Annotated in this window: 12 protein-coding genes; 8 read left to right on the top strand and 4 right to left on the bottom strand. The window is 65.3% G+C overall.

Going from position 1 to position 20,176, the window contains the following annotated elements; all coding sequences use genetic code 11:
* The first annotated feature begins 221 nt into the window (after nt 1-221).
* From ACTEK7_RS17575 to ACTEK7_RS17560, 4 genes are all read left to right on the top strand, one after another.
* Nucleotides 222-2,597, top strand: a complete 2,376-nt coding sequence (locus tag ACTEK7_RS17575; protein ID WP_225146295.1) for a Wzz/FepE/Etk N-terminal domain-containing protein — start codon at nt 222-224, stop codon at nt 2,595-2,597.
* Nucleotides 2,590-3,393, top strand: coding sequence for a WecB/TagA/CpsF family glycosyltransferase (locus ACTEK7_RS17570; RefSeq protein ID WP_035997366.1), 804 nt, complete (start codon nt 2,590-2,592; stop codon nt 3,391-3,393). The genes ACTEK7_RS17575 and ACTEK7_RS17570 overlap by 8 nt, the downstream gene beginning before the upstream one ends.
* A gap of 19 nt (nt 3,394-3,412) precedes the next feature.
* Entirely contained in the window at nt 3,413-4,405 is a 993-nt protein-coding gene (gene galE, locus ACTEK7_RS17565) for a UDP-glucose 4-epimerase GalE (protein WP_225126571.1), read from the top strand.
* A 225-nt stretch (nt 4,406-4,630) separates the two neighbouring features.
* On the top strand, nt 4,631-4,972 hold the full coding sequence (locus ACTEK7_RS17560; RefSeq protein ID WP_035997356.1) for a hypothetical protein: 342 nt from the start codon (nt 4,631-4,633) through the stop codon (nt 4,970-4,972).
* Here the strand turns inward: ACTEK7_RS17560 and ACTEK7_RS17555 are convergent.
* Nucleotides 4,946-9,052: a bifunctional diguanylate cyclase/phosphodiesterase gene (locus tag ACTEK7_RS17555; protein WP_225146294.1), complete on the bottom strand. Its 4,107-nt coding sequence runs from the start codon at nt 9,050-9,052 to the stop codon at nt 4,946-4,948. The genes ACTEK7_RS17560 and ACTEK7_RS17555 overlap by 27 nt on opposite strands.
* Before the next feature lie 244 nt (nt 9,053-9,296).
* The gene (locus tag ACTEK7_RS17550; protein ID WP_036021113.1) at nt 9,297-9,752 is read right to left on the bottom strand and encodes an Lrp/AsnC family transcriptional regulator; all 456 of its coding nucleotides are present in this window, start codon (nt 9,750-9,752) and stop codon (nt 9,297-9,299) included.
* Nucleotides 9,753-9,904: 152 nt separating this feature from the next.
* Between ACTEK7_RS17550 and ACTEK7_RS17545 the strand changes: the two genes are divergently transcribed.
* Both ACTEK7_RS17545 and iaaH read left to right on the top strand, forming a co-directional pair.
* Nucleotides 9,905-13,354 carry an indolepyruvate ferredoxin oxidoreductase family protein gene (locus ACTEK7_RS17545; RefSeq protein ID WP_036021072.1) on the top strand — a complete coding sequence of 1,150 codons (3,450 nt, stop codon included), beginning with the start codon at nt 9,905-9,907 and terminating at the stop codon, nt 13,352-13,354.
* A 68-nt stretch (nt 13,355-13,422) separates the two neighbouring features.
* The gene (gene iaaH, locus ACTEK7_RS17540) at nt 13,423-14,844 is read left to right on the top strand and encodes an indoleacetamide hydrolase (RefSeq protein ID WP_036021070.1); all 1,422 of its coding nucleotides are present in this window, start codon (nt 13,423-13,425) and stop codon (nt 14,842-14,844) included.
* 81 nt (nt 14,845-14,925) lie between these two features.
* Here iaaH and ACTEK7_RS17535 read toward each other — a convergent pair whose 3' ends face one another.
* The gene (locus tag ACTEK7_RS17535) at nt 14,926-15,945 is read right to left on the bottom strand and encodes a DUF3616 domain-containing protein (RefSeq protein ID WP_157785978.1); all 1,020 of its coding nucleotides are present in this window, start codon (nt 15,943-15,945) and stop codon (nt 14,926-14,928) included.
* 320 nt (nt 15,946-16,265) lie between these two features.
* The gene (locus ACTEK7_RS17530; protein ID WP_035997299.1) at nt 16,266-17,177 is read right to left on the bottom strand and encodes a LysR family transcriptional regulator; all 912 of its coding nucleotides are present in this window, start codon (nt 17,175-17,177) and stop codon (nt 16,266-16,268) included.
* A 194-nt stretch (nt 17,178-17,371) separates the two neighbouring features.
* Here ACTEK7_RS17530 and ACTEK7_RS17525 point away from each other — a divergent pair, with 194 nt between their 5' ends.
* Nucleotides 17,372-18,553, top strand: coding sequence for an HlyD family secretion protein (locus ACTEK7_RS17525; protein ID WP_036021065.1), 1,182 nt, complete (start codon nt 17,372-17,374; stop codon nt 18,551-18,553).
* Nucleotides 18,554-18,557: 4 nt separating this feature from the next.
* Nucleotides 18,558-20,165, top strand: a complete 1,608-nt coding sequence (locus tag ACTEK7_RS17520) for an MDR family MFS transporter (protein WP_225146293.1) — start codon at nt 18,558-18,560, stop codon at nt 20,163-20,165.
* The last annotated feature ends 11 nt before the right edge of the window (nt 20,166-20,176 follow it).

Raw genomic sequence — 20,176 nt, 5'->3', positions numbered from 1 at the left:
CGGTAACGAACCGTTAAGGAGCGGGTATCGCGAGGTTCACAGGAAGGCGCCGAGGGATGGCATGCGCTTAAACGCTTTGTTTGCCATTTCGGTGAATAGTCCCACAATGAGTATGGTTAATTTTCCCTGTTGCGTTGATTGGGCACCTATATCCCGGGTGCGTGGCGTAAAGCGAAGAGTAACCCCTCAGCCCGCGGCACTTGGAATGAAAGCTGGGGATCATGCTTGATTATAGCCAGCCGATCGATCGAGCCAGACCGGAGGCCGCGCAACGGAAGCCTCAGGCCGGCTTCAACGTGCTGGAGCTCGCCAATCTGCTCTGGCGGCGGAAGGTCGCGATCGCCGCGGCCGCCCTGCTCGGTGCGGCGCTTGCCGTCACGATCGGCAAGAGCGTGACGCCCCGCTACACCGCCACCGCTCAGCTCTATGTCGACCCGCGCGAGCTTCAGCTCGTCGACCGCGAGCTCACGCCCCGGGCCCAGGACGTCACCGGCATGGCCATGGTGGTGGAGAGCCAGGCGCGCCTGATCACCTCCAACAGCGTGCTGCTCCAGGTGATCCAGCAGGCCGGCCTCGACAAGGATCCGGAATTCGGAGGCGGCGAGGCTGGGAGCCTGATGTCGTCGCTGCTCGGCCTGATCGGCCTGCAACCGCGCGCGCCCTCCGCTGCGGAGAAGAGGGAAGTGGAGCTCGCGGCGCTCGATGCGTTGAACAAGCACATCGCGATCCGCAAAACCGAGAAGAGCTTCATCGTCGACATCGAGGTCTGGTCGACGGATCCCGCCAAGGCTGCGATGCTCGCCAACACGCTGACCAATGCCTATCTCTCCGAATCCCGCAAGTCGCAGGCTTCGGCGGCACGGCGCGCCACCAACGATCTCTCCAGCCGTCTGAAGGAGCTGCGCGACCGGCTGCGTAACGCCGAGACCGCGCTGGCGACCTACAAGGCCCAGAACAATTTCGTCGGCACCCAGGATGCGCTGATCAGCGATCAGCAGCTCTCCGCCAGCAACCAGCGGCTTTCCGCGGCCCGCGCGGCGACGATGGACGCGCAGGCCCGGCTCGACCAGATCGAGGCGAGCCGCCGCACCGCTGCCGATGCCGGCGCGATTCCGGAGGCGCTGCAATCGCCGACCATTGCGAATTTGCGCGCGCAATATGCCGACGCCCGGAAGAAATATGCGGAGCAGGCCGGTGAGCTCGGCCCGCGCCATCCGGCGCTGCGCCAGACCGAGAAGCAGGTCGAGGACCTCAAGCGCACCATCAACGAGGAGATCGACCGCTTCGCCCAGTCCGCCAAGAACGATCTGACGCGCGCCCGCGACTTCGAGGCCTCGCTCAACCGCGCGCTGGAAGCGCAGAAGCGGCAGAGCGTTCAGCTCAGCCAGGCCGCCGTGCGCCTGCGCGAGCTCGAGCGCGAGGCCGACGCAAGCCGTGACGTCTATCAATCCTTTCTCAAGCGCTCCCGCGAGACCGAGGAGCAGGAGAGCCTGAACACCTCGGCCGCCCGCGTCATCGGCGAGGCGACTGTGCCGCAGCGGCGCTCGTTCCCGCCGGCCATGAGCCTGTTCGCCATGATCGGCTTCATCTTCGGGGCGATCGCAGCATCGAGCTGGTTCGTCGTTGCAGATTTGCTTTTCGCCGGTGCAGCCGCGCCCGCGACGCCGACACCCGCCCGGCGTGAGCGCTCGTCGGCGCCGCAGGCGTCCCGAGCACCGGAGCTCCCGCGCGCTGCGGAGGTTGCTCAGCCGCGCCAGGCCCCGCGCGCTCCTGAAGCTGCGCCGTCGATGCCGGAGCTCGCCGCGCCCCCGCTGCAGCCTTCGATGGTCGAGCAGCCAGTGATCGAGAAGCCGCTGATCGCACGCTTCCAGGAGGCCGACGTCATCCATACGCTCGGCGCCATACTTCCCACCGGCGGCGGCGTCGATCTCACGCGGCTGGGTTGGCCGACGCTGCGCCCCGGCTTTCCCATGACGAGCTTGCTCAACGCCTGGCGCGACATGCGCGCCGCGGTAACGCGGCGCGCCGACGGCAAGGCGATCCCGGTCGTCGCGCTCGTCGGCACCGGCAAGACCAGCGGCCGCAGCGTGGCCGCGCTGAACTTCGCGCTGGCGGCCGCACGCGACGGCGCCCGCGTGCTGATGATCGATGCCGACCATCAGGCGCGCTCGCTCACGAACAGGGTCATCCGTCCCGGCAAGAGCGAGCCGAGCAGGCTCGGCTGGCTCTCGATCGGCAGCAAGGACGCGCGCGAGATCAAGACGGTCAACGGCATCTCGGTGCTGCCGGCCGCCGACGGCGACGCCGGCAAAGCCGCCGATGCCATCCACAAGGCGATTGTGCAGGCCCATTCCGCGGGCGGCTATGATCTCGTGATCCTCGACGGCCCGGCCATTCCGCTCGCGGCCGGCGGCCGCAAGCTGCTTGAGGACGTCGACTCGCTGGTGGCCGTGCTGCCGACCAGCCTCGACATCAACGACAGCCTGGAAGAGATCCTAGCCGCGCTCGGCCCGGCCGAGCGCAAGCTCGTCGGCGTCGTGCTCGACGAGCTCACCCCTGCAATGCAAACGCGCCAGCGAGGCAGACAATATGCTTGAGCGCCGCGTCAACCTCGACGGACGGGCAGCAACTGCCGAGGTGCCGAGAATCACCGTCGGCGGACTTCGCATGGCCGCGATCGACCTGGAAGAGACCGCCGATTTCATGATCGAGGCGACGAATCCCGACCATCGTATCGGCCGTCCGCTGTTCCTGACCTCGGCCAATGGCGAGGTGCTGGCGCGCTGCTCGACCGAGCCGCAGACCGAGCAGCTGTTCCGTGCCGCCGATTTGATCAACGCCGACGGACAGCCGCTGGTCGCCGCTTCAAAGCTGCAATCCTGGTTCCCGCTGCCGGAGCGCGTCGCAACCACGGACCTGTTCCACGTCGTCGCGCGCAAGGCCGAAGCCGCCGGCCGCACCTTCTACATGTTCGGCGCAAGCGAGGCCGAGAACGCCGCGGCGGTCGCGAACGTCCAGAAAATGTATCCACATCTCAAGATCGTCGGGCACAGCCACGGCTATCTGCGCGGCGAGGCGCTGCGTGCCAAGGTCGAGGAGATCAACGCCCTGGCACCGGACTATCTGTGGGTCGCGCTCGGTGTGCCCAACGAACAGGCATTCGTGAAGGAATTCACGCCGCATCTGACCAATGTTGGCGTCATCAAGACATCCGGCGGATTGTTCAACTTCTTGTCAGGCAGTCGTTCCCGCGCGCCGCAATGGATGCAGAAGATCGGGCTCGAATGGGCCTGGCGCACCTTGCTCGAGCCGCGCCGTCTGCTCTGGCGTTATTTGACCACCAACCCCCGCGCGCTCTATCTTCTCTTCAGCCGCAACCGGCCCCTCCGTTAAGAGAAGAGCAGAATACGACATGACCGACCGACCGACCGTCCTCGTCACCGGGGGCGCTGGCTATATTGGCTCGCATGCCTGCCGTGCATTGTCCGCCGCCGGCTATCAGCCCGTCGTTTATGACAATCTCTCGACAGGTCATCGCAGCTTCGTATCGGGCCCGCTGGTGACGGGCGATCTGCTCGACGGCACGGCGCTGGCGCGCGCCTTCGCCGACCACAAGATCACGGCGGTGATGCATTTCGCGGCGGCGAGCCTCGTCGGGGAATCCATGTCCGACCCGCAGAAATATTACATCAACAACGTCCAGGGCACGCTGTCGCTGCTGCAGGCGATGCGCAACGCGGGCTGCCATCGCATCGTGTTCTCCTCGACCGGCGCCGTCTACGGTAACGCCGATTCCAAGGCGCTGCCGGAAGACTTTCCTTGCGCGCCGATCAATCCTTACGGCGCGTCGAAATTGATGATCGAGCGCATGCTCGCCGACTACCGCACGGCCTATGGCTTCGGCGCGTTCTGCCTGCGCTATTTCAACGCCAGCGGCGCCGATCCGGCCGGTGGCATCGGCGAGCTGCGCGACAACGAAACCCACCTCATTCCCCGCGCGATGATGGCGCTTCAGGGCCATGTCGAGTTCGCGGTGTTCGGCGACGATTACGACACGCCCGACGGCACCGCGATCCGCGACTACATCCATGTCACGGACCTTGCGGCGGCGCATGTGGCGGCCTTGAGGCTCTTGGAGCAAGGCCATGCCGGCGGCAGCTTCAATCTCGGCACCGGCTCCGGCTTTTCCGTGCGCGAGATCCTCGACGCCATCAGGCAGGAGACCGGGCGCGAGGTGCCGCACACGATCAAGCCGCGCCGCGCCGGCGATCCCACCTTTCTGGTCGCCGATCCCTCTGCTGCAAGAAAGGTGCTGAACTTCGTTCCGCGTCACTCCGACCTACCGACGATCGTCCGCACGGCCTGGGCCTGGCATCAGAAGGCGCATCCGTTCAGGCCGCGTTAGGCAATCGCGGCTCCGATCGCTTGCTTGCCGTGCCCTGCAGCGGCTAGAATGACTTGTCGCGGCTGCGCCGGCACATTGCCGACAGCCGCGCGATCCGCATTGCCGACGGCCATGTCGGCCTTTCATGGTTCGGTTCGCTTGCACGAGCCGATTTTTCCGAGCGACGTGACGATCTAGTCAGCGTGTCGACCCGTCGTCGGACGCGATTCCGGGAGCATCGACCACATGCATCAGGCTGCCCGCCTGGAATTCGAGCGCGTGATGGAGGAGTTCGTCCGCTGGCATGTGGTGCCGGAGAACGAGCGTTCGCCCGCGCCCGCCTGGTGGTGGGGGCCCGCGATGGCCGTGGTCGACGACCAGGAGCCGATGAGCGCAACAAGCTGCTGCGCGTTGAACGTGAGCGAAGGGACGAGCTTCGCCGAGGGCGCGCGCGCCATTCTCGCGCTGTTCACCGAGCAGACTTCACTGACCGGTCCCCAGGACTTTCCGAGCAAGGCCGAGGGGGAAGAGCACGAGGTGCGCGAGCTGCACCCGCAGCCGTCAGACGACAGCGCGTTTCAGCCCTGAGGCTGCGTCTTCGTCGGCCGCTTCCGGCTGGAGCGGCGGCGCGACGGGCAGCGCCATGGGCCGCAGCAGCTCGCCCATCTGCCGCGCCGGCAGCGGCTTGGAGATCAGGAAGCCCTGCATCTCGTCGCAGCCATGGGCGCGCAGGAATGCCTCCTGCTCGGCGTTCTCGACGCCTTCGGCGACGACGGTCATGCCGAGGGCCTTGCCCATGCTGATGATCGCCTGCGCGATGGCCTGATCCTCCGAATCCTGCGGCAGGTCGCGCACGAAGGAACGGTCGATCTTGATCGTGTCGATCGGGAAGTGCTTCATCAGCGACATCGACGAATAGCCGGTGCCGAAATCGTCGATGGCGAGACGGATGCCGCGGCTCTGGATGGAGTCGAGCACCTTAAGCGCGCGGCCGACATTGCGCATCATCATGCTCTCGGTGACCTCGAGCTGGAGCAGCACGGGCGACATGCCGGAGGCCGCCAGCGCCTCGTCCACGTCCTGCAACAGATGCTCGTCGGCAAACTGCCGCGGCGACAGGTTGACCGCCATCGACAGCGGCAGCAGGCCGCGGCGCTGCCAGGCCATGGCCTGCGCGCAGGCCTCTTTCAGCACCCAGCGGCCGATCGGCACGATCAGCCCGGTTTCCTCCGCAAGCGGAATGAACTGTGCCGGCGAGACGCTGCCGAGATCGGGATGCGTCCAGCGCAGCAGCGCCTCGACGCCCGTGATCTGACCCGTCGCCATGTCCACCTTGGGCTGGTAGTTGAGCGAGAACTGCTCGCGCTCCAGCGCGCGGCGCAGTGCGCTCTCCAGCGACAGCCGCTCGATCGACTGCGTCTTCACCTCGTTGGAGAAGAAGCGATAGCCGTTCTTGCCGTCCTCCTTGGCGAGGTACATCGCCATGTCGGCGTTCTTGGTCAGCGTCTGGGCGTCGGAGCCGTTGGCCGGATACATCGCGATGCCGATCGAGGCGGTGGAATGGCACTCGTGGCCGGCCAGCTGCATGGGCTCGGCGAGCGCGGCGAGCAGCCCAGTGGCGATGCGCTGGACGTCCTCGATCTCGCCGCACTGGTCGAGGATCACCACGAACTCGTCGCCGCCGAGCCGCGCGACCACGTCGCTCGCCCGCAGGGCGCCGCGCAGACGGTTCGCCACCTCGAGCAGGAGCAGGTCGCCCGCCTCGTGACCCAGCGAATCGTTGATGACCTTGAAGCGGTCGAGGTCGATGAACAGCACCGCAAAGCGGTGATCGTGGCGTTGCGCCGCATCGATCGCCTCGCGCAGCAGGGCGTTGAAGGTCTCGCGGTTCGGCAGATCGGTCAGGCTGTCGTGCGAGGCGAGGTATTCGATGCGCTCGTCGGCCTTGTTCTTCTCGTCGGCGCGATCGAAGTTCTCCATCGCGAAGGAGACGTTGTCGGCGAGGCGCTGCAACAGCTCGACGAATTCGGGCGTGAAGGTCGCCGGTTCGGTCGACATGTAGATCATGACGCCGACCGCCTGGTCGTGCACGATGAGCGGAAACGCGGCGCCCGACCGCGCGCCGTCCGCGCGCACGATGGGGTGGAAGACACGGACGCGGTCGTCGTTGAGATAATCGTTGCTGATGCAGGGCTGGCGCGTGCGGAACGCCGTGCCGCTCATGCCGCGCCCTTCCGGCCGTTCGGGATCGACGGAAAGACGGACATTGCGCGTGGTGCCGGCGGAGGGACCTGCGGCGGCGACGATCTCGAGCTGGTCCGTGCCGGGTCTGGCCAGGGCAATCGTGGTCGAAGTGAACTTGGCGCCGTTCGACGCCGCAAGGCAGACGAGGTCGAACAGCTCGGCCCGCGACTTCGCGCGCATGATCGCCTCGTTGGTCGCGCTCAGCGCCGCGAACATGCGCGTCAGGCGCTCCTTCTGCGCTTCGGTGCGGGCCTTCTCCTCGGCGCGCTCGAAATTGTCGAGTGCGAAGGAGACGTTCTCCGCGAGCCGCCCGAGCAGCTCGACCAGATCGGGCGTGAACGTATTCTCTTCCGGTGCGAGGAAGAGCAGAATGCCGACCGGTTCCCGTCCCGCTCTCAGAAGCGGGAAGCTCGCCGCAGCCCGCGTTCCATCCTCGATGGCCTGCCCGCGCCAATATGCGGAGCGCGGCTCGTTCAGATAATCGTTCATCACACTGGGCCGGCACGTCCGCAGCGAGGTGCCGATGATGCCCTGGCCCTCGGGATGGTCGGCGGAAATGGTGCAGGTACGCCCGCTCATGCGCTCCTGCAAGCGTCCCTTGACGGCAACGACGCGGACGAGTTCGCGTGCTTCGTCGATGATGCCGATCGTCGCCGAGGCGAACAGATCGCCGAGCACGGCCGCCTGGCAGGCCGCGTCGAACAACTCCTCGCGCGTCTTGGCGCGCATGATGGCTTCGTTGGTCGCGCTCAGCGCCTCGAACATTCCGCTCAGACGATTGCGCTGCTTGTCCGCCCGCGCCTTCTCATCGGCACGGTCGAAGCTTTCGAGCGCGAAGGCGACGTTGGCCTGAAGCTTGCGCAGCAGCTCGACGAGCTCCGGCGTGAAGGTGCCGCGCTCCGGGGAGTTGAACAGAAAGACGCCCTCGACCCGGTCACCGTTGAACAGCGGCAAGGCCGCGGAGGATGCGATGCCGGTGCGGCGGGCGCTGGCCTGCCAGGGCGCAATGCGGTCGTCGGCGAGCACGTCGTTGCTGACGGCGGGCTGGCGCGTGCGAAACGCGGTGCCGGTCAAGCCGCGCCCTTCGGGCACCTGGTCGGAGGTGGAGAACGTGAAGTTGCGAACCTGATCCGCATTCGGGCCGTAGCAGGCGACGACGCGCAGCAGCCCGGTCCGATCGTCGACCAGCGCGACGGTGGCTGAGGTGAACTTTGCTCCCGTTGCGGTCGCCTCGCAGACGAGGTCGAACAGCTCAGCCCGCGACCGTGCCCGCAGGATCGCCTCGTTGGTGGCGCTGAGCGCTGCATACATGCGCGCCAGGCACTCTTCTTCGGCGGAGATCCGGGCTTTCTCGGCCTCGCGGCCGAAATTCTCGATCGCGAAGGAGACGTTCTCGGCCATGCGCAGCAGCAGCGCGACGATCTCCTCGTCTTTGGCCCAGGACCGGCTGATGAAGAACAGCAGCACGCCGACGCTCTCGCCGTGCCTGATCAACGGCGCGACCACGCAGGCGGCGACGCCGGTGTTGACGTTGGCCTGCTCCCACGGCGTGCCCCTGGTGCGGCTGGCGAGATCGTCCTCGACAATGGCTTTCTGCGTCCGGAACACCTCGCCCGAGATACCCTTGCCGTAAGGATTGTCCGGATCGACCGAATAGCGTGCCTGGGTGACGAGATCGAGGTTCTGCCCGGTGGCGGCGACAGGCTTCATCCAGTGCGAGTCCGGCTCGCGAAGTAGCACGATGGTCGCCAGCGACTTGCCGCTGTGGACCGAAGCGTCGCACACGAGCTGGTATAGCTCCCGCTCGGTCTTGGCGCGCAGGATAGCTTCGTTGGTGGCGCTGATGGCGCCGAACATGCGGTTGAGGCGCCGCGTCGCCCGCTCGCTGGTCTGCCGCGCGGTCTCACGGGCGAAATTGTCCAGCGCGTAGGAAATGTTCGCCGACATGCGCTCGAACAGTGACACCATCTGCTCGTTCAGCGAGTTGGCCTCGCCCCGCGTCACATACAATACGCCGACGCTCTTGCCATTGCAGAGCAGCGGCAGCGCCGCGGCCGCACCGATATGCGCCTTGGCGGCGCCTTCGCGCCACGCCAGCGAGCGCGGATCGTTCAGATAGTCGTTGCTGACGCACAGCTTCTGATCGCGAAACGCCTCGCCGCCGACGCCGGATCCTTCAGGCGTCCCGGCTTCCGTCGTGATCACGATCGAGCGGAGCCGCGCAACGTCATCGCCACAACCGGCCGCGTAGCGCAGCCTTCGGCCGTCCAGCTCGACCAGGAAAACGGCAACGGCCAGAAAATCCCCGCTCGAAAACCCGGCGTCGCAGACCTTCTGGTACAGCTCCTCCGGCGATCTCGCGTACAGGATCGCTTCATTGATGGCGCTCAACGCCGCAAAGGTGCGCGCGAGTGTCGTCGGCACGATCTCAGCTCCCAGGCATTTCTGCCTATTTTTCCCGGGACCTTTATGCGCGGCGATCGCCTAAGTGGTCGTTATTGCGCGGCGCAAACCGTCGATCAAAGTGAACGAGCTGCGAACGAGCGCGACAAAACTGACCGGAATACCGCCGCGACGCCGAACCGCCTACGAATGGCATGTTCAGTTACCACTTTGCAGCCTGTGTTGGTTTACGGGAGGTTGATATCGCTGTGCCGTAGCACCTCCTTCAAAACGGCAGCGCCACGCTGGTCTTGATCTCCTTCAGCACCACGTTGCTGCGGACGTAGCGGATGCCGGGGATGCGGAACATGAACTCGTCGAGGAAGCGGTTGTAGGCCGCCATGTCCTGCACGACGACGCGCAAATGATAATCGGCGTCCCCGGTGGTCGCAAAACACTCCAGCACCTCGCGGCGCTTGGTGACCCTCGCCACGAATTCATCGACGAACTTTGCATCGTGCCGCTCCAGCGAGACGTGGAGGATGGCGGACATCGCAAAGCCTGCCCGTTCGCGCGCGACCAGCGCCGCATAGCCCTGGATGACGCCGCTCTCCTCCAGCGCCCGCACCCGCCGCCAGCAGGCCGAGGTGGACATGCCGACCCCGTCGGCGAGTTGCTGATTGGTGGCGCGGCCATCTCGCTGGAGATGGGCGAGAATGCGGGTGTCCTGCTCTTCGATCATGGGAGGCTCCAGTTCGAGCAGATCTACCAGATTGGACGCCTGCATGCAAAATTGTACCGAATTTCCATAGCAGAAGGGATAAATAGGTAAGACCTACCAGCGGCCCGGGCATAGCCTTCCATCACTGGGCAGGATGCCGCGCGAGGTCCGCCATGGACGCCACTCCGTCACTCGACACGTACGAGCTCTCCGATCGCTATGAACGCGAGGAGGGCCGCGTCTTCCTCACGGGCACGCAGGCCATCGTCCGCATCGCGCTCGACCAGGCGCGACGAGACCGTGCGGCCGGGCTCAACACCGCCGGCTTCATCTCCGGCTATCGCGGCTCGCCGCTCGGTGGCATCGATCTCGAGCTCTGGCGCATCCAGCAGCGGCTCAAGCGGGACCGCATCGAATTCCTCCCCGCCGTGAACGAGGACCTCGCGGCTACCGCGGTGCTGGGATCGCAACAGGTCGAGACGCAAGGCGACCGCGAGGTCGATGGCGTGTTCGGGCTCTGGTACGGCAAGGGCCCGGGCGTCGATCGGTCCGGCGATGCGCTCAAGCACGGCAACGCTTATGGCTCCTCGCCGCATGGCGGCGTGCTGGTGGTCGCCGGCGACGACCATGGCTGCGTCTCCTCCTCGATGCCGCACCAGTCCGACGTCGCCTTCATGAGCTGGTTCATGCCGACGTTGCACCCCTCGGACGTCGGCGAATATCTGGCGTTCGGCGAATATGGCTACGCGCTGAGCCGCTTCTCCGGCATGTGGGTCGGCTTCAAGGCGATCTCCGAGATCGTGGAATCGGGCGCCTCCGTCGCGCTCCGCCCGCCGCGCCTCTTCCGCACGCCAGACTTCACGCCGCCGCCGGGCGGCCTGCACTATCGCTGGCCCGATTTGCCGGGCCCGCAGATCGAGGAACGGCTGGAAGCGAAGAAGCACGCGGTCTACGCCTTTGCCAAGGCCAACCCGATCGACCGGCACATCTACGATATCCCCAGCGCCACCTACGGCATCGTCACCACCGGCAAGGCGCATCTCGACCTGATGGAAGCGCTGCGGCTGATGGGCCTCGATGAAGCGGCCTGTCGCCGCATCGGCATCGACGTCTACAAGGTCGGCATGGTCTGGCCGCTGGCGCTGCACGACGCGATGGAGTTCGTGAGAGGCAAGCGCGAGATCCTGGTGGTCGAGGAGAAGCGCGGCATCATCGAGAGCCAGTTCAAGGAGTATTTTTACGACTATCCCGGCAGCAAGCCCGAGCGCATGGTCGGCAAGCACGACGAAACCGGCGTACGGCTGATCTCCTGGATCGGCGAATTGTCGCCTCGCGCGCTCGCGAACGTGCTCGCGCGCCGGCTCGATCCGATGTTTCCGGGTCTCAATCTCGCCGCGCGCGCGGCCGCCTTGATGCCGGAAGCCGCGCGAACGATCAATGTCAGCGGCGCGACGCGCACGCCCTATTTCTGCTCGGGATGTCCGCACAACACCTCGACCAAAGTGCCGGAAGGATCGAAGGCGCTCGCCGGCATCGGCTGTCACTTCATGGCGAGCTGGATGGACCGCGAGACCTCCTCGCTGATCCAGATGGGCGGCGAGGGCGTGAACTGGGCTGCTTCATCGCGATTTACCGGCCGCAAGCACGTGTTCCAGAATCTCGGCGAAGGCACCTATTATCACTCCGGCTCGATGGCGATCCGGCAGGCGATCGCGGCCAAGGCCAACATCACCTATAAGGTCCTGTTCAACGACGCGGTCGCCATGACCGGCGGCCAGCCGGTCGACGGGCCCGTCAGCGTCCATGCCATCGCCCACAGCGTCCGCGCCGAAGGTGTCGAGCGCATCGCCCTGGTGTCGGACGATCCCGCGCAATTCAGGCCGGCCGACCTGCCATCCGGCGTGACCATCCATCCGCGTGAGGAGATGGATGCCGTGCAGCGCGAGCTGCGCGAGGTTCCCGGCGTCTCGGTGCTGATCTACCAGCAGACCTGCGCCACCGAGAAGCGGCGCCGGCGCAAGCGCGGGCAGATGGCCGATCCCAAGCGCTTCGCCTACATCAACGACCTCGTCTGCGAAGGCTGCGGCGACTGCTCGGTCGAATCCAACTGCCTCAGCGTCGAGCCGAAGGAGACGCCGTTCGGCCGCAAGCGGCAGATCAATCTGTCGGCCTGCAACAAGGATTTTTCCTGCCTCAACGGCTTCTGCCCGAGCTTTGTCACGGTCGAAGGCGCGACGCGGCGGAAGAAGAGCGCGAGCCATATCGACGCGGCCGACCGCGCCGCCACACTACCCCTGCCCGCGCCCGCAACGCTCGAGCGGCCCTACGATCTCTTGGTGACCGGCGTCGGCGGCACCGGCGTGATCACCGTCGGCGCGCTGATCGGCATGGGCGCGCATCTGGAACGCCGCGGCGTTTCGGTGCTCGACTTCACCGGCTTTGCGCAGAAATTCGGGCCTGTGCTGAGCTACATTCGCCTGGCCGCGAGCCCCGAGGCGCTGCACCAGGTTCGCATCGACCAGGGCGCGGCCGATGCGCTGATCGGCTGCGACCTCGTCGTCAGCTCCTCGCCCAAGGCATCAGGCACATATCGCCGCGGCACCCGTGCCGCCGTCAACACCGCGGAAATGCCGACCGGCGACGTGGTCCGCTTCCGCGACGCCGATCTCGCTGCGCCAAGCCGCCTGCGCGCAATCGGTCAGGTCATCGGCGAGCACAATCTCGACAGGTTCAATGCCAATGCGCTGGCCGAGCGCCTGCTCGGCGATGCCGTCTACGCCAACATCATCATGCTGGGCTTTGCCTGGCAGCGCGGTCTCGTCCCTGTTTCGCTGCAGGCGCTGCTCCGCGCGATCGAGCTCAACGGCGTCGCGGTCGAGCGCAACAAGCAGGCCTTTGCCTGGGGCCGGATCGCCGCTGCCGATCCGGATTTTCTGCCGACCTCGGACAAGGCACCTGAAGCCGAGACGCTCGACCAGATCATTGCCCGGCGCGCCGAGTTCCTCACGACCTATCAGGACGACGCCTACGCGGCGCGCTACCGGGCGATGGTCGGAAAGGTCCGCAATGCCGAGGCCAAGCTGAACAGCCAGGCGCTGACCGAGGCGGTCTCTCGCGGCCTGTTCAAGCTGATGGCCTACAAGGACGAGTACGAGGTGGCGCGGCTGCACATGCGAAGCGGCTTTCTCGACGAGCTGAAGCGTGAATTCGAGGACGGCTTCAGCATCCAGTACCACCTCGCCCCGCCGTTTCTGAAGTCGCGGCGCGATGCACGGGGACGTCCGCGCAAACGCGCCTTCGGCCAGTGGATTCAGGTGCCTCTGGCCATGCTCGCGCGCTTGAAAGCACTGCGTGGAACGCCGTTCGATCCGTTCGGCTACACCGCGGAACGGCGCGCCGAGCGTGAACTGATCGCCTGGTATGAAGGCCTGGTCGATCGGATGCTGGGCGAGCTCGATGCGGCGCATCTGCCAAATCTCGTGGCGATCGCCAAAGGCCCGATGGATATCCGCGGCTATGGCCCGGTGAAGGACATCGCGATTTTGAAGGTGAAGGCCGAAGTCGAGCGGCTGCTCGCCGAACTGGACACGCCATCGCCGGCAAGGATGCACGCCACCGGTTGACGCGGCGCCGCGGACGCTTCAGCCTCTAAGGGGCGCTCTGATGGCCTCCTGCAATCGGGTGATGCATCATGGATTTCGACCAGTTGACACTGACGGAGGCCGCGGCCGGCCTCGCCGCCGGGACATTCACGAGCACCGCACTCACCCGGGAAGCCCTGGCCCGTGCCAAGGCCAACGCCGAGCTCAATGCCTTTGTCACCCTGGACGAAGCCGGCGCCTTGAAGGCCGCGGCCGCGTTCGACGCGGCAGGCGACAAGACAAAGCCGCTCGGCGGCGTACCTATCGTGATCAAGGACAATATCGAGGTCGCGGGACTGCCCTGCAGCGCCGGCACACCGGCGCTGAAGGATTACATTCCGAAGGCCGACGCGCCTGTCGTGACAAAGCTGCGCGATGCCGGGGCGGTCATCATCGGCAAGACCAGCATGCACGAGCTCGCCTTCGGCATCTCCGGCTACAACACCGCGTTCAAGACCGGCGCCGAGTATGGCGTGCGCAACGCCTATGATCGCACTTTGATCGCCGGCGGCTCCTCGTCAGGCACGGGGGCGGCGATTGGCGCACGGATCGTCGCCGGCGGGCTCGGCACGGACACCGGCGGATCGGTGCGGGTGCCTGCCGCCCTGAACGGATGCGCCTCGCTGCGCCCGACGGTCGGCCGCTACCCGCAAGACGGCATCGCACCGATCTCGCACACCCGCGATACCGCAGGCCCGATGGCTGCGACCATGGCGGATGTCGCGCTGCTCGACCGCGTCATCGCCGGTGGCGATGCGCTTGCGCCGGCGGATCTGACGCAGGTCCGCGTCGGCCTCGCGAGATCGATGCTGGCCAATCTCGATGCCGACACCGAGGCCGCGTTCCAGGAAGCCGTCGCGAAAATGAAGGTGCAAGGCGTCACGGTCGTCGGGATCGAGATGCCGCAACTGGCAGAGCTCGACGCCCAGGTCAGCTTTCCCGTCGCGCTGTACGAGGCCTATGACGATCTGGTCGCCTATCTCAGGCACACCGGCACCGGCCTCTCCATCGCGGCATTGGCGGAGCAGATCGCCAGCGCCGATGTGAAGGGCACCTATGACGGCTTGGTGATCCCGCGCAAGCTGCCTGGTCCCGACGGCACCCTGGTCGACGCCAAGCCGATCTACGACGCCGCGATCGAGATTGCGCGCCCCGCGCTGCAGGCGCTGTACACCAGGAGCTTTGCCGACAACCGGCTCGATGCGATCGCCTTCCCGACCACGCCGCGCGTCGCCATCCCCTCCAATCCGGAGTCCAGCAGCCTCGAGAATTTCGGCCTGTTCATTCAGAACACGGACCCCGGCAGCAATGCCGGGATTCCCGGCATCCAGATCCCGATCGCGCTCGGTGCCAGCAGCAGATTGCCGATCGGGCTTGAGCTCGATGGCCCCGCTGGTAGCGATTCCCGCCTGCTCGCGATCGGCATGGCGCTCGAGGCTGCGTTCGGCCGCTTGCCGCCACCGGCTCGCTGACGGACTCCCTCCGGAAATGATGGAAGGTGGCGCCTCGTTCGTTCGGCCGGCCGGACAAGGCGAGGGGAGGTCCGATCCCGTTCATCGTGGTATTTCGATGGGGGTGGGCGTACCTTCCTTATCGCTGTCGAATATGATCAGGACGCGCAATCCGGCGGAAGTCGCGCCCAGCGGCAGTAGTCCCTCCGGCTTTCGCTTTGGATCGAACGGGAGTTCCTTCAATAGCCGTACGGTCTCGGACGCTCCGTCCCAAGAATATATTGCGTAGGCTCCCGGCCCGTCCGCACCAGGACCGGCCAGGATGAGGGTGCGATCGCCGAACGCGGCGAGATCGCGTACACCCCTGTTGTCACCGAGCGGAAGTCGGAACAGCCGGTGAGACGTGCTTTTTCGATCACCGAACAGCGCGTCTATCTCTACCGACAGGACGACGGCGCGATTGTCGTTCAAGACGGGCCCCCGGAATCCCGCGAGCAACGTCCGATCGTCCTTGATCGCCACGCCCTCGATGGTCAAGCCGTTCTTCTCCAGCCTGATATCCATGAACTCGAGAAGCGCAGGTTCGGCCGCGATGACCTCTCGCAATTGCCCCGTACGCTCGATGCCCGACGCATTGCCATCTGCCCCCGTCGTGCGGAACCGAACGATCTGGCTGCTTGCGGCAATCCTGGCCCGAATCTTATCGGCATCTTTCTTGGGGTCGAGCTTGTGGTCCTTGTCCCGCGGATGACCATGCGAGCCGATGACGTAATACTGCCGTTTGGAGAAGGCGACGCCCTCGCCATCAAGTTCGAGCGCCTTGCCATTGAACGTGTTGTTGATCAACTTCACGGGGCTGCCGGCGACGAGCTTGCCGTCGGTCAATTCGATGAATTGAGCGCCCTGGAGATTGTCGTCGATAACGAGGCACGAACGGGGAAACCCATCAGCGGTCGTGCAGGCGATGCCGCTGACATCCTTCGACTTGCCTCCGTCCTTGCCGATCAGCTTGTTCTTGACCGGCCACGCATCGTCGGCCGCAGCAGGAGAAGGCTGCACGCCCCCCGCCATCACGAGGCCGAGCAGCAAAGTCGCAATCCATCCTGCTCTGGCAATGGTCATCGAAGCCTCCCTAGAGCGGCAGTCGGGCCAGATCAAGCCATCCAGCTCCATCACAGGATGATGCCGCCAATCCCTTGCGAAGCTCTCACGCAAGCGAACGTTGACCGGCTTGCCGCCGGTCGATCCGTCACACATGGAAGAGCAACAGATGGAAGAGGAGAAGCTAGAAACCTGGCCTGGACGAAACGTAATAAAAAAAATGGATCGAACCGATTGCCTCGGCCCCAAATACATCATTCATATCTCAGGTTGTATTGTTGCAGACAACTCGGCGTTGTCAACACGCTTTCTGCCGCACGTGGAGCCGTCGGTGAAAGGTCTCATGAATACGGGTTGATCAGCTTCTGCTGCTCGGCGCTGTGGTGCACGAGCAGGTCGATGAAGGTCCTCACTTTCGCCGACAGATGATGACGATGTGGATAGACCGCGTTCATGGAGAGCTCGACCGTCCGATATTCCGGCAACAGGCGCACGAGGCGGCCGGCTTCGAGATCATCCTGAATGAGGAACCCCGCCATCAGGCAGATTGCGGCGCCCTCCAGCGCGACCTCGCGCAGCGCTTCTCCGCTATTGGTGACGAAGCTGCCGGAGACGCGCACCGAGGCCGGCGTGCCCTTGCGATCGAGGAAGCGCCATTCGTCGCCGAACGGATAGTTCAAGTGCCGACCACAATTGTGCCCGGTGAGCTCGTCGAGCTTCTGCACCCGGCCGTGCTTCTCGATGTAATCGTGGGAGCAGCACAGCACGTGGCGCCAGGTGGCAAGGCTGCGCACGATCAGGCTTGAATCCGGTGGCTGTGTCATGCGCAGGGCAACGTCATAGCCTTCCTCGATGAGGTCGACCTCGGCCTCGCCCATGCGCAGATCGATCTTGAGCTCCGGATAGGTCGACAGCAGTTTGGCCGCAATCGGCGCGACGAACGGCACCATGTGCGTGGCGACGTGAATGCGCAGCGTGCCGCGCGGCACCGACTGCAATTCGCTCGCGATGTCGTCGGCCTGTTCGATATCGGCGAGAATCTGGACGCAGCGGTCGTAATAGGCCTTCCCGATCTCGGTCAGATTGACCTTGCGCGTGGTGCGGTGAAGCAGCCGCACCCCGAGCCGGTCTTCCAATGCCTGCACGTGATTGCTCACCATGGTGGTCGACATGTTGAGCTTGCGGGCTGCTGCGGAGAAGCCGCCGGTCTCGACCACCCGGCTGAACACTTCGAGGCTGGTCAATCGATCCATGGCTTTCCTTGACTGGGATGTGCGCCTCAGCAGCAATCGCGCTTGCGTAGCCGCTCGCCTGACCCGGTAGACATCACGAACCAGGGTGACCGGTCAGATTATCCACCTTGAATGGATAATCCTTCCAAAATCTAGCCAATTATCATCCGGGGCCAGCAAGACCGATAGTCTCAGCGAGCCGACAGGAGACTGCAATGTCCGAAATGCCCCGCACCGAGACCTTCCAGCAAGCCACTGAAATCACGCGCGATTACGCCAAGGCGCCGCCCGCTATGCCGGCCCGGAACAGGGTCCGGCGCGCGGCCTTGGTGCTCGCGCTGCTCGCAGGCACTGCGACCATGGCCTACTACGGACACGATTACTGGACCAACGGCCGCTACCTCGAATCCACCGACGACGCCTATGTGAAGGCGGACTCCACGATCGTCGCGCCGAAAGTCTCCGGCTACATCGCCAAGGTGCTGGTCGGCGACAATGAGAAGGTTCGGGCGGGCCAGCTGCTGGCCAAGATCGACGACCGCGATTTCAAGGCGGCGCTCGACCAGGCGAAAGCCGACGTCGCTGCCGGCGAAGCCTCGGTCCGCAACATCGACGCCCAGCTCGAACTGCAGCAGCCGATCATTGAACAGAGCACCGCCGACGTCGCCGCTGCAGAAGCCAATCTGAAATTCGCGCAGGAGGAGCGCGCCCGCTACGACGACCTCATGAAGTCGGGCTCCGGCACGATCCAGCGCGCGCAGCAGACCGACGCGGCGCTGCGCGCCAGCAGCGCGCAATTGCAGCATGCCAAGTCCGGCCTCGTCGCCGCGCAGCGCAAGGTCGACGTGCTCACCACCCAGCGCGCCCAGGCCACCGCCCAGCTCGAACGCGCCCGCGCGGTCGCGCAGCAGGCGGCGCTGAACCTGTCCTATACCGAGATCACCGCGCCGGTGGACGGCACGGTCGGCGCCCGCAGCTTGCGTGTCGGCCAATACGTGCAGGCCGGCACGCAATTGATGGCGGTGGTACCGCTCGACGCCGTCTACGTCGTCGCCAATTTCAAGGAGACCCAGCTCACCCATGTGCGGCCGGGCCAGCCGGTCGAGCTGCACGTCGACAGCTTCCGCAACATCAGCCTGCGCGGCCATGTCGACAGCCTGTCGCCGGCGAGCGGGCTCGAATTCGCGCTGCTGCCGCCCGACAACGCCACCGGCAATTTCACCAAGATCGTGCAGCGCGTTCCGGTGAAGATCGTCCTCGACGACCACAGCCTCACCGGCTTGCTGCGGCCTGGCATGTCCGCGGTGCCGACCGTCGACACCAAACAGGCGGTGCTGGCCGAGCGCGAGACGGCCAAGCGCCTTGCCGACAATACGTCCCGCGCGAATGGGGGTTGAAGCCATGGGCACGCTCCAACCGGCCCTCAACGCTACCTCCGCCAATCTCCCCGCCGCTGCTGCGCCCACGGCGGTGTCCACAAAGACCTGGATTGCGGTGATCGGCGCCACCCTCGGCGCCTTCATGGCGGTGCTGAACATCCAGATCGTCAACGCCTCGCTCGCGGACATTCAGGGCGCGATCGGCGCCGGCATCGACGACGGCGGCTGGATCTCGACCTCCTATTTGATCGCCGAGATCGTGGTCATCCCGCTGTCGGGCTGGCTCGCGCAGGTGTTCTCGATCCGCATCTATCTGCTCACCAACGCGATCCTGTTCCTGGTTCTGTCCGCGGCCTGCGCACTGGCGCAGGATCTGTCGCAGATGATCGTGCTGCGCGCTATCCAAGGCTTCACCGGCGGCGTGCTGATCCCGATGGCCTTCACGCTGATCATCATGCTGCTGCCGCGCGCCAAGCAGCCGGTCGGCCTTGCGCTGTTCGCGCTGTCGGCGACTTTCGCGCCGGCGATCGGCCCGACCATCGGCGGCTATCTCACCGAGAATTTCGGCTGGCAATACATCTTCTACGTCAACCTGGTTCCCGGCGCGATCATGGTCGGCATGCTCTGGTATGCGCTCGAGCCCAAGCCGATGAAGCTGGCGCTGCTTCGCGAGGGCGACTGGGCCGGCATCATCACCATGGCGATCGGCCTGTCCGCGCTCCAGACCGTGCTGGAGGAAGGCAACAAGGACGACTGGTTCGGCTCGCCGTTCATCCTCAAGCTCTCGATCATCGCCGCTGTTGCGCTGACTGCATTCCTGATCATCGAGCTCACGGTGAAGAAGCCACTGCTCAATCTGCGTCTGCTCGTGCGTCGCAATTTCGGCTTCGGCATGCTCGCGAACTTCCTGCTCGGCATTGCACTCTACGGCTCCGTGTTCATCCTGCCGCAATATCTGGCGCGTATTCAGGGCTACAATGCCGAGCAGATCGGCATGGTGCTGGCCTGGACCGGGCTGCCGCAACTCGTGCTGATCCCGCTGGTGCCGCGCCTGATGCAGAAGTTCGATGCGCGGATCATCATCGGCGTCGGCTTCGTTCTGTTCGCAGCATCCAACTTCATGAACATCAACATGACCAACGACTATGCCGCCGACCAGCTGCTGTGGCCCAATATCGTGCGCGCCATCGGCCAGGCGCTGGTGATGGCGCCGTTGTCGGCGGTCGCGACCGCAGGCATCGAAGCGGAGAATGCGGGCTCGGCCTCCGGCCTGTTCAACATGATGCGCAATCTCGGCGGCGCCGTCGGCATCGCGCTGCTGCAAACCGTGCTGTCCAAGCGCGAGCAATATCACTCCAACGTGCTGATGCAGTCGGTTTCTGTGTTCGAGGAGGCCACGCGCACGCGGCTCGAGCAGCTCACGCAATATTTCGTCAATCACGGCGTTATCGACCGTGCGGACGCCGCGCATCGCGCCTATGTCGCGATCGGCCATACCGTGCAGAAGCAGGCCTATATCTTCGCCTTCAGCGATACTTTCTACCTGCTCGGAATGGCGCTGATCGTCGCTCTCATCGCCGTATTCTTTCTGAAGAGGCCCGGCCAAGTCTCGGCCGGCGGAGCCCACTGACCCAACCAAAG

The sequence above is a fragment of the Bradyrhizobium sp. JHI2711 genome, assembly GCF_056156565.1.
The sequence above is the reverse complement of the archived record's forward strand: the minus strand, read 5'-3'. Positions and strand labels throughout refer to the sequence as shown.

Excerpts from the sequence above, each read along its gene's own strand:
- ACTEK7_RS17575 (WP_225146295.1), top strand. The coding sequence starts at position 222 with ATGCTTGATTATAGCCAGCCGATCGATCGAGCCAGACCGGAGGCCGCG.
- ACTEK7_RS17570 (WP_035997366.1), top strand. The coding sequence starts at position 2,590 with ATGCTTGAGCGCCGCGTCAACCTCGACGGACGGGCAGCAACTGCCGAG.
- galE (WP_225126571.1), top strand. The coding sequence starts at position 3,413 with ATGACCGACCGACCGACCGTCCTCGTCACCGGGGGCGCTGGCTATATT.
- ACTEK7_RS17560 (WP_035997356.1), top strand. The coding sequence starts at position 4,631 with ATGCATCAGGCTGCCCGCCTGGAATTCGAGCGCGTGATGGAGGAGTTC.
- ACTEK7_RS17550 (WP_036021113.1), bottom strand. The coding sequence starts at position 9,752 with ATGATCGAAGAGCAGGACACCCGCATTCTCGCCCATCTCCAGCGAGAT.
- ACTEK7_RS17545 (WP_036021072.1), top strand. The coding sequence starts at position 9,905 with ATGGACGCCACTCCGTCACTCGACACGTACGAGCTCTCCGATCGCTAT.
- iaaH (WP_036021070.1), top strand. The coding sequence starts at position 13,423 with ATGGATTTCGACCAGTTGACACTGACGGAGGCCGCGGCCGGCCTCGCC.
- ACTEK7_RS17535 (WP_157785978.1), bottom strand. The coding sequence starts at position 15,945 with ATGACCATTGCCAGAGCAGGATGGATTGCGACTTTGCTGCTCGGCCTC.
- ACTEK7_RS17530 (WP_035997299.1), bottom strand. The coding sequence starts at position 17,177 with ATGGATCGATTGACCAGCCTCGAAGTGTTCAGCCGGGTGGTCGAGACC.
- ACTEK7_RS17525 (WP_036021065.1), top strand. The coding sequence starts at position 17,372 with ATGTCCGAAATGCCCCGCACCGAGACCTTCCAGCAAGCCACTGAAATC.
- ACTEK7_RS17520 (WP_225146293.1), top strand. The coding sequence starts at position 18,558 with ATGGGCACGCTCCAACCGGCCCTCAACGCTACCTCCGCCAATCTCCCC.